Annotated in this window: 13 protein-coding genes; 2 read left to right on the top strand and 11 right to left on the bottom strand. The window is 67.7% G+C overall.

The features are described 5' to 3' along the window. Positions 1-41 precede the first annotated feature (41 nt). Positions 42-2,039: a hypothetical protein gene (locus G370_RS0100505; RefSeq protein ID WP_019658834.1), complete on the bottom strand. Its 1,998-nt coding sequence runs from the start codon at positions 2,037-2,039 to the stop codon at positions 42-44. 85 nt (positions 2,040-2,124) lie between these two features. Further along, positions 2,125-2,607, bottom strand: a complete 483-nt coding sequence (locus G370_RS0100500) for an Lrp/AsnC family transcriptional regulator (protein WP_004153377.1) — start codon at positions 2,605-2,607, stop codon at positions 2,125-2,127. A gap of 125 nt (positions 2,608-2,732) precedes the next feature. Between G370_RS0100500 and phhA the strand changes: the two genes are divergently transcribed. Then, positions 2,733-3,626, top strand: coding sequence for a phenylalanine 4-monooxygenase (phhA, locus tag G370_RS0100495; RefSeq protein WP_019658833.1), 894 nt, complete (start codon positions 2,733-2,735; stop codon positions 3,624-3,626). Next, positions 3,595-3,987, top strand: coding sequence for a DMP19 family protein (locus G370_RS0100490; protein ID WP_019337385.1), 393 nt, complete (start codon positions 3,595-3,597; stop codon positions 3,985-3,987). Before phhA ends, G370_RS0100490 begins: the two co-directional genes overlap by 32 nt. Before the next feature lie 55 nt (positions 3,988-4,042). Here G370_RS0100490 and G370_RS0100485 read toward each other — a convergent pair whose 3' ends face one another. The 9 genes from G370_RS0100485 to G370_RS0100445 form a co-directional block, all read right to left on the bottom strand. After that, the gene (locus G370_RS0100485; RefSeq protein WP_019658832.1) at positions 4,043-5,143 is read right to left on the bottom strand and encodes a GDSL-type esterase/lipase family protein; all 1,101 of its coding nucleotides are present in this window, start codon (positions 5,141-5,143) and stop codon (positions 4,043-4,045) included. A 101-nt stretch (positions 5,144-5,244) separates the two neighbouring features. Further along, positions 5,245-6,000 (bottom strand): 2-dehydro-3-deoxy-D-gluconate 5-dehydrogenase KduD, encoded by a 756-nt coding sequence (gene kduD / locus G370_RS0100480; RefSeq protein ID WP_005421125.1) that lies wholly within the window; start codon positions 5,998-6,000, stop codon positions 5,245-5,247. Positions 6,001-6,071: 71 nt separating this feature from the next. Next, complete coding sequence (gene kduI, locus G370_RS0100475; protein WP_019337387.1) at positions 6,072-6,920, bottom strand: 5-dehydro-4-deoxy-D-glucuronate isomerase; 849 nt, start codon at positions 6,918-6,920, stop codon at positions 6,072-6,074. A gap of 197 nt (positions 6,921-7,117) precedes the next feature. Continuing rightward, positions 7,118-8,176 carry a LacI family DNA-binding transcriptional regulator gene (locus G370_RS0100470; RefSeq protein WP_019337388.1) on the bottom strand — a complete coding sequence of 353 codons (1,059 nt, stop codon included), beginning with the start codon at positions 8,174-8,176 and terminating at the stop codon, positions 7,118-7,120. Between the two features lie 39 nt (positions 8,177-8,215). Continuing rightward, positions 8,216-9,805 carry a family 43 glycosylhydrolase gene (locus G370_RS0100465; RefSeq protein ID WP_019337389.1) on the bottom strand — a complete coding sequence of 530 codons (1,590 nt, stop codon included), beginning with the start codon at positions 9,803-9,805 and terminating at the stop codon, positions 8,216-8,218. Positions 9,806-9,822: 17 nt separating this feature from the next. Then, a complete protein-coding gene (locus G370_RS0100460) occupies positions 9,823-11,106 on the bottom strand; it encodes a TRAP transporter large permease (protein ID WP_005421133.1) in 1,284 nt (427 codons plus the stop codon). Between the two features lie 3 nt (positions 11,107-11,109). Beyond that, positions 11,110-11,640: a TRAP transporter small permease gene (locus G370_RS0100455; RefSeq protein WP_019658831.1), complete on the bottom strand. Its 531-nt coding sequence runs from the start codon at positions 11,638-11,640 to the stop codon at positions 11,110-11,112. Between the two features lie 10 nt (positions 11,641-11,650). Beyond that, positions 11,651-12,652 (bottom strand): TRAP transporter substrate-binding protein, encoded by a 1,002-nt coding sequence (locus tag G370_RS0100450; RefSeq protein WP_019658830.1) that lies wholly within the window; start codon positions 12,650-12,652, stop codon positions 11,651-11,653. A gap of 40 nt (positions 12,653-12,692) precedes the next feature. Next, on the bottom strand, positions 12,693-13,520 hold the full coding sequence (locus tag G370_RS0100445; RefSeq protein ID WP_019658829.1) for a 2-keto-4-pentenoate hydratase: 828 nt from the start codon (positions 13,518-13,520) through the stop codon (positions 12,693-12,695). Positions 13,521-13,651: the final 131 nt, after the last annotated feature.

Below are 13,651 nucleotides of genomic sequence, written 5' to 3'. Positions count from 1 at the left end.
GCTGAGCCGGCCTGTCGCTGCCAGACAGCGACGCGCGCGTTCTAGCGCGCAGGCCGGTAACCGCTGGCCTGCTGCCGCTCGCGCCTGCGCGCCTGACGGGCCTGCTCCTGCAGTGTCGCCGTGTGCTGCAGCTGTTCCATGCCATCGGCCGGCACATGCAGCTGGCGTCGCGCACGGGTGAGTGCCAGATAGACCGCGCGCACCGGGTTGTGCCAGATGCGCCCGCCCTGCCCCGCACTGAAGCAACCGGGTGACAGTGAGACCACGTCGAACTGCAGGTTCTTCGCGTGTTCGGCCAGGCACAGCGCCACCCGCCCTTCAGCAGGCGTGTCCTGGTCGTCGAGCGCCTGCAGCAGTGACTGCACCCGATCGGCAGACGCAAACAGTTCGACCAGCGCGCCCTGCCCTTCGTCGGCCTGCGTGGCCAGGAAGCGCTCCTGTGCCGGGTCCGAGGCGCTGTCGCGGCGCCGGCGCCACGCATCCAGCGGCCGCTGCAGCACGCTGCGCAGCGCGCGCAGCGATGCCGGATGCAGATAGGGCCGCAGCCCGAGCGCGTGCAGCTGTGCCGCATCCAGGGCCAGATCGGCGACGCTGCCATGGATGCGCAGGCCCTCGCTCGGCACCTGCGCCCAGTGGCGGTAATGCAGCACACCGGTGGCGCGGTCGGCGGCACCGACGAACGGCCCACTGTCCTGCCCCAGTCCATCCAGTGCCAGGGTCTGGTTGACCAGGCCCTCGACCTGGTTGCCCTGGCGCACCGACTGGTGCATTTCCAGCACCTTCGACGCGGCCCAGCGCGGCACCGTACCGGTCAGGCACTGGTGCGGATCCCCCAGGCTGACCACGCCAGGCGCATGGCCGGCCAGCAACTGCTTCCACGACGGGCTCAGGTCATGCGCCTCGTCCACCAGCAGCATGCCCATGTCCAGCGGCGGGGTAACGCCGCGCAGTGCCAACCACTTGCCGATGTGCGCCGGGCTGAGGCTCAGCAGCGTGCCCCGCTGCAGTTCGGCGTCGAACATGCAGCGCCAGACGTGCTCGGCGGCCGCCATGTACGGCGACACGTCGAGCATCGCGGCGGGCACCGACCGGTCGAAATGCTGGAACGCCAAGCCCGGTGCAGACGACGCGCACCAACGGTTGATGGCCTCGAACGCAGTCAGCAGCACCTGCTCCGGGCTGCGCCCACCGATGCCCTGCAGGCCGATGCGGCCGGCAATCTCGCGCGGCGTGCGGGTGCTGCGCCGGTAGCTGGCAACGAAGCCACCGGTGTGGCCGCTGCGCGCGGCATGCTGCGCCACGCGGTTGGCGAACTCGATCTGGGTCAGCAGGCGCACCGCGGTGCTGGCCGGCACGCGGCTGCGGAAGGCTTCCACCTGCCCACGCGAGGGCGCCACGTAGGTGTAGCGGCCGGGCCGCGCCTCCATCAGCGCCAGCACCAGGTGGCCCTTGCCGGTGCCGGCATAGCCATCGAGGTCGATCAGCTCATCGGGGTTGGCGGCGATGGCGCGCAGCACGCGGGCCTGCTCGGAGGTGTACAGGCCATGGTGTTCGACCGCACGCGCGTCCTCGGCGGCCACGTCATCCTGCGTGAGCGCCTCGTCACTGGAAAAGGTGGCGGGAAAGCGGATCTCATGCTCGGTCAGGGTTTCCTGGCAGGCCTGCTGCAGGGCCAGGCCCGGATACTCCAATGGCGACTGCGCGATGACGTCCTGCAGGATCTGCGCCGGCGCCAGCAGCACGCCGTGGGCGGCCAATGCGGTCAGCCAGGCATCCAGCTCCGGCTGGCCTCCGCCACCGGGGCCGGCCAGCTGCGCGGCGGCGCCTTCGTTGCCGGCAAACAGCGCGCAGGCATCATGCAGCAGGCGTTCGATCTCGGCCGCTGGATGCAGGCGCGTCCGGCACAACTGCGCGGCCATCAGCCCGGCCTGCTCCACTGCCGTCTGCGGCGGCGTGCCGTGAGCGATGTAACGTGCCAGCGACTTGCGCTGCAGCGGCAGGAAGATGGTGGTGGGCACCGGGTGCTGGAGTTCGGACATGCGTGGAACCGGAAAGGAGCGCTGCGGCGCGCGCAGGGCGGTGATGCTCGGCTACCCGCCCGGCCGCGTCAAATCGCCGCTGCGCTCATTCCAGCTGCGACAACGGCAATGCCTGGAAACCCTTCACCGTGCGCAGCACGAAGCTGGAATTGGCGTCGGCCACGCCGCCGGCGTTGAGCAGGCGGTCCAGCAGGAAGTGCGAAAAGTGCTCCAGGTCGCGCACGTAGACGTGCAGCAGGTAGTCCATGTCGCCGGTCAGCGCATGGCAGGCCACCACCTCGTCCCAGCCCTGCACGCTGTCCACGAAGTGGCCGATGGCGGCCTGGTCGTGCTTTTCCAACTGCACGCGCACGAAGGCCTGCAGGCCCAGGCGCAGCTGCCGCGGCTCCAGCCGCGCGCCGTAGCCGACGATCACGCCCTCGCTTTCCAGCCGCTGCAGGCGGCGCAGGCAGGCCGAGGGCGACAGGTTCACCCGAGTCGCCAGCTCCGCGTTGGTGGCGCGCCCATCCCGCTGGATTTCAGCCAGCAGGCGTATATCCGTGCGATCAAACTGGACTTCTCCGGCCATTGCTGCTCCGCAACATGGTGACTGCGCAAGGATATTGCGCCAACAATGCCAATCGGCGCAACTTTTGCAACCCTGTTGCGCGCGCCCTGCCCTAGCATCGTGGCTATCCCTTCAAGGAGTGCCCCATGGACCTCGCCCAGCCCCGCCGCGTCGAACACCAGCAGACCGACAAGGGCTACGTGCCGGTGTACACCACCGCGCTCGTCGAGCAGCCGTGGGACACCTACAGCGCCGACGACCACGCCACCTGGAGCACGCTGTACCAGCGCCAGCGCGAGCTGCTGGTCGGCCGTGCCTGCCAGGAATTCCTGGACGCGCAGGACGAGATGGGCATGAACGCGCACATGATTCCGCGCTTCGACCAGCTCAACGAAGTGCTGGGCGCGGCCACCGGCTGGACCCTGGTCGGCGTCGAAGGCCTGCTGCCGGAACTGGATTTCTTCGACCACCTGGCCAACCGCCGCTTTCCCGTGACCTGGTGGATCCGTCGCCCGGACCAGATCGACTACATCGCCGAGCCGGACCTGTTCCACGACCTGTTCGGCCACGTGCCGCTGCTGATGAACCCGGTGTTCGCCGACTACATGGAGGCCTATGGCCGTGGCGGCGTCAAAGCCCACGCGATCGGCCCGGACGCGCTGCAGAACCTCACCCGCCTGTACTGGTACACGGTGGAGTTCGGCCTGATCGACACGCCCGACGGCCTGCGCATCTACGGTGCCGGCATCGTGTCGTCCAAGGGCGAGTCGCTGTACTCGCTGGAATCGGCCGCACCCAACCGCATCGGTTTCGACCTGCAGCGGATCATGCGAACGAAGTACCGCATCGACACCTTCCAGAAGACCTACTTCGTCATCGACAGCTTTGAACAGCTGATGCAGGCGACGTCGCCGGACTTCACCCCAATCTACGCGGCACTGGCCGACCAGGCGCACCTGCCTGCCGGTGACGTGCAGGCTGACGATCACGTGTTCCAGGCCGGCACGGGTGAAGGCTGGGCGGACGGCGGCGACGTGTGATGCGCTGTCCGACGAAGACCAGCAGCTGGTGGCGCTGTGGCGCATGGAGGCCGACATCAACAACGGCGGCTTCATGCAGTTCCTGTGCAACTGGGGCGACCCGACCTGCCAGCTGGCGTTACGTGCGCTGCAGGCGATGGGCGCGGCGAAGACCCACGCGATCCTGGCCGGCATGCGCGGGCTGGTCGACCGGCTGGAAGATGACCCGGCGGTCAAGCAACTGACCGACCTGTACGGCGCGATGACCGAACAGGAGCAGGAGGCGCTGCACGCCTTCGACGAAGCCTATTTCGAGCGACCGGAAGACCTGGCCAGGTTGGGGCTGAAGCACTTCGGCCCGGAGCCTGTCGAACGACGATGACCATGCACGCCGGCGCTGTTCTGTAGAGCCGAGCCCATGCTCGGCTACGTTTCAATCAGCGCGGGTACACCAGCAGCACCACCAGATCCTCCTCACCCACCTGCTGCAGCGCATGGTGGCTGCCCTTGCGGGTCAGCAGCGCGTGCCCGGCGTGCACGTCGTACTGCCTGCCATCCAGCACATAACTGCCCTGCCCACTGACGATGTAATAGATCTCGTCCTTGTGCTGCGGATGCAGGCCGATGCCCGCGCCTCTGTGCAGCACACGCTTGCGCAGCACGAACGGCAGCCCTTCGGCATCGGCGAAGAACGGATACGCCGTGGTCGGGCCGGCACCGCCGTGCGGGCCTGCTTGCGTGCGCACAACACTGTCTTCGTGCACCACCTGCGAGGGCAGGGCTGGGTCGCTACCCTGCCCTTCCGCCACCACGTCGCAGTCGATATCCCGCACCAGCGCCGGCTGCAGCGCGGGTAGCAGCGGCACCGCCTCGCGCAATACCAGGCAGGCCACCGCATGTGCGCCGGCCACGCTGAAATGGGTGCCGTCGGCCTTGTTCTGTTCGGGCACGAACAGGAAGTAGGGTCGCGCGCCCTCCTCACCCAGCGCGCGGATCCAGCGCATGCTGCGGTCATTCAGATCAATCAGCGCAATCTGCTCGCGCGCGGCCAACGCCTTCATCGACTGCGTGTAGCGGCCATGCGTATCCAGCAGTGAACCGAAGTCGTACAGCAGCCGCGCCACCGGCGTGACCAGCACCGGCGTGGCGCCCTTTGCGCGGGCCACCTGTACGTAACGCATCAGCAGGCGTGGGTAGTCGCTGTCCGGATCGGTGTAGCGCGTGCGGTCTTCGAACTTCGCATCGTTGTGGCCGAACTGGATCAGCAGCACGTCGCCTTGGCGCAGCTCGGCGGCGATGGCCTCCAGGCGCCCTTCCTCGATGAAACTGCGCGTGCTGCGCCCGCCCTTGGCGTGGTTGTGCACCTCCAAGCGCGCCGGGTCCAGGTAGCTCTGCAGCGCCTGGCCCCAGCCGGCCTGCGGCGCGCGCTCGGGGCCGTATGCGGCCGCAGTGGAGTCACCGGCAATGAAGACCCGCACGGGCGCCGCCTGCGCGGTGGTGCACGACAGCAGCAACAACAAAGGCAACAGGGTGCGCATGTCCGGTCTCCGGTAGTGCCGGCCGCTGCCCGGCAACCTCATGAACGGCGGAAGCATTGCCAGGACGCCGGCCAGCGGCCGGCACTACCGCGGATCACGCGTCAGCGCGCCAGCCAGCCACCATCGACCGGCAGCACGGCGCCGTTGATGTAATCCGACGCCGACGAGGCCAGGAACACCGCCGCACCGGCCAGGTCATCCGGCGTGCCCCAGCGACCGGCCGGGATGCGCTCCAGGATCGCCTTGTTGCGCGCTTCGTCGGCGCGCAGCTGGGCGGTGTTGTCGGTCGCCATGTAGCCCGGGGCGATGGCATTGATGTTGATGCCCTTGCCCGCCCACTCGTTGGCCAGCAGCCGGGTGATGCCGGCGATGCCGCTCTTGCTGGCGGTGTACGACGGCACGCGGATACCGCCCTGGAAGGACAGCATCGAAGCGATGTTGATGATCTTGCCGTGGCCCTGTTCGATGAAGTGGCGGCCGGCGGCCTGCGAAATGAAGAACGCGGACTTGAGATTGACGTTCATCACGTCGTCCCAGTCCTGCTCGCTGAAGTCCACCGCATCGGCGCGGCGGATCAGGCCGGCGTTGTTGACCAGGATGTCCAACCCGCCCAGGCCTTCGATGGTCTCGCGGACCACGCGCGCCACCGGCTCGATGCTGATCAGGTTGGCTTCGATGGCCAGGCAGCGGCGGCCCAGCGCGGTGATCTTTTCGATGGTATCGGTGGGCGGGGCGATGCCGGCCACGGCGACGTCGGCACCAGCGGCGGCCAGTGCCACGGCGATGCCCTGGCCCAGACCGGTATTGCCACCGGTTACCAGAGCGACCTTGCCTTCCAGGCTGAAGGGATTAGCCATTGCGTATGCGTTCCTTGATAGAGACGAGCGGTGTCGACGGCCGGCACACGGTGCGCGGCGGCCAGGCGGGCTTACTTGAGCTGGCAGATGTCCAGCACGTGCATGTCGGTGTAGTCCAGGTTCTCGCCACCCATCGCCCAGATGAAGGCGTAGTTGCTGGTGCCGGCGCCCATGTGGATCGACCACGGCGGCGACACTACCGCTTCGTTGTTCTGGATCACGATGTGACGCTGCGCGGCCGGCTCGCCCATGAAGTGGTAGACGCGGTCGCTGTCACCCAGGTCGAAGTAGAAGTAGACCTCGCTGCGACGGTCGTGCAGGTGCGGCGGCATGGTGTTCCACACGCTGCCCGGCTTGAGCACGGTCAGGCCCAGCAGCAGCTGCGAGGACTGGCAGGTGGCCGGCACGATGTACTGGTAGATGGTGCGCTCGTTGCTGGTTTCCAGCGCGCCGCGGTCCAGTGCAACGGCGTCCTTGATGGACAGCTGCCTGGTTTCGAAGCGGGCATGGGCCGGGGTCGAGGCCAGATAGAACTGGGCGGGGTTGGCGGCGTCCTGCGAGGCGAACACGACCTCCTTGCTGCCCATGGCCACGTACAGACCGTCCTTCGGACCCAGCGTGTAGCCGGTGCCATCCACGGTGACCGTACCAGTGCCGCTGCCGACGTTGATCACGCCCAGTTCCCGGCGCTCCAGGAACGGGTGGCCTGCGGCCGAAGCGGGTTCGGTCTGGGTCGGCAGCGCAAGCGGTGCGTCCACCGGGGCGGCGCCACCAATCACGAAGCGCTCGTAGTGGGTGTACTTGAGGGTCACCGCACCGGCGTTGAACAGGCCATCGAGCAGGTACAGGTCACGCAGCTGGTCGTTGCTGGCACCGTGGATGGCATCGGGATGGGTGGCGTAATGGGTCTTGCTGTACATGGCGTCTCCAGAGCGGGGGGCGGGCCGACGGGTCGGCCCCGGCGCGGTTCACGGTCGATTCTAGCCAGACAGGAAACCGGTGTCATTTTGCGTCGCACGATGCCGGGATGGCCCGGGCAGGGCGCGGTGGATCGGGTGGATGGGGCAGGGGCGTGTCACGACCAGAGGTCGTGACCTGCAGGATTGATCCTTGGGGATCAATCCTCCGGCGGCTGGCAGGAATCGCGGACGATCAGGTGCGGCCGCACGCTGGCAATGGGCAGCGCGGCCTGGCCTTCGGGCTGGATCAGCATCGCCGCGGCGGTGCGTCCGGTATCGCGCGTGTGCCGGCGCACCGAGGTCAGCGAGGGCCACAGGCGCGAGGCAAGCGGGCTGTCGTCATAGCCGACAATGGACAGCTGGCGCGGAATGTTGATGCCCGCGCGCAGCGCCACCTTGTAGATACCGGCGGCCATTTCATCGTTGCCGGTGAAGATGGCGGTCGGGCGGCGCTTGCCCAGCAGCAGTTTCTCGGCAGCGGCGACACCGGATTCGAAGGTGTAGCCGGCCTCGATGATGCGGTCCTTCGGCAGCTCGATACCGCGTTGCGACAGTGCGTCGATGAAGCCGGCGGTACGTTCATGGGCCGAACGGTAGGCGCTGGGACCGGTCACCAGGGCAATGTCACGGTGGCCGAGCGAGAGCAGGTAGTCGGCGGCTTCGGCCGCACCATCGCGGTCATGGGTAACCACCATCTGCGAGCTTTCGTCCAGCGGCAGCGCTGCCACGCGGGTAAACCGGCAGCCGATCTCATCGAGCATGTCCGCCAGCGCCTGGTCTTCCGAGGCACGCGGCACTAGGATGACGCCGTGCAGCTTCTGCTGCTGCACGAAGCGACGCACGCCTTCGATGTAGCCGGGGCTGCGGCTGTCACAGGGATGCACCACCAGCTCGAAACTGGATCCACGCAATGCATCCAGCGCGCCGTACTGCATGTCCACGATGTACTGCGCGGTGGGGTTGTCGTAGACCATGCCGATCAGGAAGGAGCGGCGGAACGCCAGCCCGCGGGCCAGTGGATCGGGCGTGTAGCCCACTTCACGCATCAACGCTTCCACCTTGTCGCGCGTGTCCTTGCGCACCAGTGGCGAGTTGTTGATGATTCTTGAAACCGTTTTCTTGGATACACCCGACAGTCGCGCGATGTCGTTGATGGTGGCTGCCTTGCCCTTCGCCAATGCCGGCGTAGCGGCATCGTTCTTGTTGCGCACTGACATGTTTTGAACCCGGTAAGTCTGGGGATTCCGGCTCCGCGCTCAGTCCAGCGCGCGGTAGCGGAAGTTGCGGAAGGTTACCGCACCGTCGCCGGCCGCATACAGCGCCGGCTTCAACGCCAGGAACCTGCCCGCGACATTGTGATGGTAACCGGACACTTCCATCTGAACCGGATACTTCTGCCAAGTGTGCCCGTCGGTGCTGGAGTGGAAGGTGACGATGTGGCGGTTGTTGGTCACCCGCAACCACAGCCGGCCGCCGCGGCCCGGGGCCGGTCGGGCAGGGCGCTCCTCGCCGTAGCGATGCATGATGAACGACTCGCCGTTGCTGCCCACGCCCGCGTACAGCCGGTCGCTGTAGAACAGCAGCGCGCCGCCCACGGCACCGGGGGCGATCTCCATCTCCACCTCGAACTGATAGGCCCGGTCGCCGGCGATGGTGGTCAGCGGCGAGGCGTCGCGCGGCGTGCTGCCCTTGCCCTGCAGGACAAGGCCGTTGCCACTGAAACCCAGCCGGCGGTACTCATCCTGCGCCGGGTTGAAGAACGCCCACTGCGGGCCAAGCGTGCTGCCGCGGAAATCATCCGACAGCGCCATGCCATGCGGCGACAGCGCCTGTCCGGCCGGCTTGCGCAGTGGCTGACCAAGGTCTCCGCCCGTGGCCCGGAACCAGCCGTCAGCGGTCCATTCGATCGGTTCGAGCAGGGCCTGCCGACCCAGCGTCCAGAAGCCGTTCTCGTACCCGTGGTACATCATCCACCAGCGTCCATCGGTCCCTTCGATCACCGTCGCGTGGCCGCGTGACCACCAGGGCTCGGCCGCCGACTGCGTGCGCGTGATCGGGTTGTTGGGCGCGTTCTCCCATGGTCCGTGGATCGAACGCGAGCGCGCGGTGATCACCATGTGCCCGGTCGGCGGACCGGCGGTGCCGCCCACTGCCGTGGTCATGTAGTACCAGCCGTCGCGGACGTGGATCTTCGGGCCTTCCTGCGCGTAGGCCTCAACGTCCCAGTCCTGCGGGTAGCGCCAGCCGTCATAGACGTGTTTCGGCGTGCCGACCACGCTCAACCCGTCGTCGGCCAGCTGCACGTAATCACCGCCACTGAGGAACAGGTAGCGCTTGCCGTCTTCACCCACTGCATGGCCGGGATCGATGTAGCCACCCAGGCCGATGTCGATCGGCGCGCTCCACGGGCCCTTGATGTCATCGGCCCAGACCACGAAGTTGCTGCGGCGCTCGCCGGTGCGGGCCGGGAAGTAGATGAAGTAGCGCCCCCGATGCTTGACGATGTCCGGCGCCCAGATCGCCCCCACGTTGCGGGTGACCGCATGTCCCAGCGGCTGCCAGTTCACCAGGTCGCGCGAGTGCCAGATCGGGAGGCCGGGGTAGGCGTCGAACGACGACAGCGTGAGGTAGTAATCGTCCCCGTCCTTGAGCACCGAGGGATCCGGATGGTCACCGGCCAGCACCGGATTGAGGAACGTGCCATCGCCCCGGTCCGCCTGGCGCTGGTGTTCCAGCCCCCGCGCCCACTGCGCCGGGGCGCGCGCGGGCTCCGCCGCGGGTGCAGGCCGTGCCGGCAGCAACAGCACGAGCAGAGTGATGGTGGCGGCGATACACAGTGCACGCATGGCAGTCTCCTTGTGGCTCAGCCGCGCAGCGCGGCGGGCAGCCACAACGACAGTGAGGGGAAGAAGGCCACGACCAGCAGCACGGCGAGCGCGGCGAACCAGAACGGCCAGATCGTGCGCATGCTCTGGCCCACGCTGATCTTGCCGATGGCCGTGCCGATGAACAGCACCGAGCCCACCGGGGGCGTGACCAGACCCAGGCCACCGGTGAGCACCAGCACCAGGCCGAAGTGGATCGGATCGATGCCGTAGGCGCGGGCCACCGGCAGGAAGATCGGCGTGCAGATCAGGATCATCGGTGCCAGGTCCATGAAGGTGCCCAGCAGCAGCAGCATCACCACGATCATCAGCAGCACCATGAACTGGCTGTGCGCGAACGACTGCAGGAACTCGACGGCGGCCGCGGGCACCTGCAGGTAGGCCAGCAGCCAGCCAAACACGGCGGCGGTGGCGATCACGAACAGGATCACGCCCGTGCTGCGCGCAGCGTGGATGACGGTGTCGAAGAACTCGCGCCAGCGCAGTTGCCGGTACAGCACGGTGGTCACCAGCAAGGCGTAGACCACGGCGATGGCTGCGCTTTCCACTGCGGTGAAGATGCCGGCACGGATACCGATGAAGATCAGCGCGACCAGGCCCAGGCCGGGCAGGGCGGAGACGATGCGCAGGGCCACGGCGCGCCAGCCGGGAAAGACCTCCACGCCATAGCCGCGGCGGCGCGCCACCGCATAGCCGGTGACCATCAGCGCCAACGTCATCAGCAGCGCGGGGACAATGCCGGCGGCGAACAGATCGGCGATGGACAGGCCCCCACCGGCAGCGGCCGAGAACAGGATCAGGTTGTGCGACGGCGGCACCAGCAGCGCCACCAGCGCGGCGGTGATGCTGACGTTGACGGCGAAATCGCGGTCGTAGCCGCGCTTGACCATCTGCGGGATCATCGTGCCGCCGACCGCCGAAACGTCGGCGATGGCCGAGCCGGACACGCCGCCGAAGAACAGCGAGGACAGGATCGAGACCTGGCCGAGGCCACCGCGCAAGCGCCCCACCAGCGACGAGGCCAGGGCGATCAGGCGCTCGGAGATGCCGCCGCGCATCATGATCTCGCCCGCGAAGATGAACAACGGAATGGCGATCAGCGAGGCCGAGCCGGTACCGGCCGAGATCTGCTGCACCAGCACGATGCTGGGGATATCCAGGTAGAGCAGGGTGGCCAGCGCGGCAGCGGCCAGCGCGTAGGCCACCGGCACGCCGAGCAGCAGCAGCACGGCAAACACGGAGAACAGGATGGTGATACCCATGGATCAACGATCTCCTTCAGCGTCTTCGGCGCCGGTGGCGCGGGCCTGCAGCGCGTTCCACGCACGGTTCAGCGCGAACAGCAGCATCAGCCCGCCGCCCACCGCCAGTGGCAGGTAGTTGATGCTCTGCGGCAGATCGGCGCCGGCGGTCTTGATGTCCAGGCCGTCGAGCAGCAGATCACCCGACCAGAAGGCGATGAAGCCTCCCAGCACCGCCACCACCAGCTGCACCAGCACGTCCACCGCACGGCGCAGGCCGGGGCCCAGGTAGGCATGCAGCAGGAAGAAGCCGAAGTGGCGGTTGGTGTGCACACCGCAGGCGGCACCCAGGCTCATCGCCGTGGCCAGCAGCAGCAGCGTGACCGGCTCGGTCCAGCTGGGCGAATCGTTGATCACGTAGCGCGCGAACACCTGCCAGCCCTGCACCACCACCAGCCCCAGCAGGGCAGCAACGGCGCCGTAGATGGCGATGTCGGCGATGCGGTCCAGCAGGCGCTGGCCAGGCCCGGTGGCGGGCGTCGTCGTCTCGATCATGGCAGTGTCCTCAGGCGGCGCGGATGCGGTCGACCAGCGCGGCGATCTCCGGCTGCTGTAGGTACTGCTGCAGCAGCGGCTGGGCGGCGGTGCGGAAGGCGGGCATGTCCACCTCGTTGGCTTTCACCCCGTAGGCCAGCACGGCGCGGCGTGCGGCGTCCTCCGACGCATCCCACTGCTCGCGCATCACCTTCACCGACGCGCGCGCGGTCTGCAGCAGCAGCTGGCGGTCGTCAGGCGACAGGCGTTCGAAACTGGCGCGCGACATCAGCAACACATCCGGCGCGTACGAATGGTCGCTCTGCGACCAGTAGTGCGCCGCTTCGAAGTGGCGGCTGGAATGGAAGCTGCGCATGTTGTTCTCGGCGCCGTCGATCATGTGGGTTTCCATCCCGGAGAACGTGTCGCCCAGCGACATCGGCGTCGGGTTGGCGCCGAGCAGGCGCATCAGCTGGATGAAGATGTCCGATGAGGCGACGCGCAGCTTCAGGCCGTGCAGGTCCTTGGGCGAAACGATGGGGTGCTTGGTGTTGTAGAAGCAGCGTGCACCGGAATCGTAGATCGCCAGGCCGACCAGGCCGCGGCCCTGGAAGCCGCGCAGCACGGCTTCGGCCAGGCCGTCATCCAGCGCGGCACGCTGGTGCGCCACCGACGTGAACACGTAGGGCAGGCACAGCGCCTGGGTCAGCGGAAAGGCATTGTTCAGCGCACCGGCATACACGCGGGTGATATCGATGGCACCGAAGCGCGCCATGTCGATCGCCTCGGATTCGCGGCCCAGCTGGCCGGAGTGGTACTGGCGCAGGCGCAGGCGACCGTTGGTTTCGCGCTGCAGCGTTTCGCCGATCCACTTCACCGCGGTGACGGTAGGGTAGTCGGCCACATGCACGTCGGTGGCGGTCAACAGCGCGCCACCGGCCATATCGCCGCCCGGCCCGCGGCCACAGGCGGCGAGCATCGGGGTGGCCAGGGCAGCAGCGCCACCGGCCAGGAAGTTACGTCGTGTGATCATCTGCGCCCTCCCGCGCGTGTTCACCAGGGCAGCCCCGCGGTCATCCCGCGGGCACGGCCCGGCAGGCAATGTCACCGAAGCCGGCAAAGCGCACCAGCGCCGTTTGTCCTGCCTCGATATCGTGGATGCCGGTGGCATTGCCGGTGGCGATCAGGTCGCCCTTGCGCAGCGGCCGGCCACGCAGGGCCGAACGGGACAGCGCAAAGGCATAGGCCGCGCGCAGGCCACCGGGCAGGCGGGTGGCGCCACCGGTGCCGACCACCTCACCTTCGATCAGTGTCTCGGCACGCAGCGAGTTTTCGTCGCGTGCGGACCAGTCGACGATCTCCGGGCCCAGCACCAGGCCGTTGTTGTTGCCAAAGTCGGACACCACCACGCGCGGACCAAGTTCGTTGATGGTGGCCAGCGGGCTGCTGGCCACTTCCACGCCGATATAGAGGCGCGCAGGCAGCGCTTCGGCCTGTTCCGGGGACCAGTCCAGCTGTCCGGCCGGCGCGTCCTCCAACAGCTCCAGCACGTACTCTGCTTCGACTGCGCCGAAGCCCCCGACGAAGACCGGGATGTCGGTTGTTCCACCGGTATCATTCCAGAGCTGACGTTTGAAGATCGGCCCCAGCAGGCGCTCATCGCCGGAGCCGTCGCGGCGCTCGGCAGCGATGTAACCCACCTTCCAGCCGACCACCGTATCGCTCCACAGGCCAATGGCCTGGTCCTGCACGTGGTAGGCAGCCACCAGATCGACGGGGATCTCTCCGGGGAACGCGGGCAGGGCCTTGCCTGCGCGGCGTGCATCGGTGAAGGCGCGGGCGATGGCGGCTGCACCGTCCGGCGCCGGCCTCTGCCCCTGTGTGCCGTGTTCGTTGCTCAAGAACGGTCTCCCTCTGCGTTGTTGCACTGCCCATCGACAGCGTCTGCAGGAGGTGTATATGGTAAACCGGTGTCATCACGCAAGCCGCAGCGCATCACACCCGCTTCCGGGGCGCCTGCGGCACGCTGCCC

The organism is Stenotrophomonas hibiscicola ATCC 19867 (assembly GCF_000382065.1).
Lineage (GTDB): Bacteria > Pseudomonadota > Gammaproteobacteria > Xanthomonadales > Xanthomonadaceae > Stenotrophomonas > Stenotrophomonas hibiscicola.
This window is presented reverse-complemented; position numbering and strand designations above follow the sequence as displayed.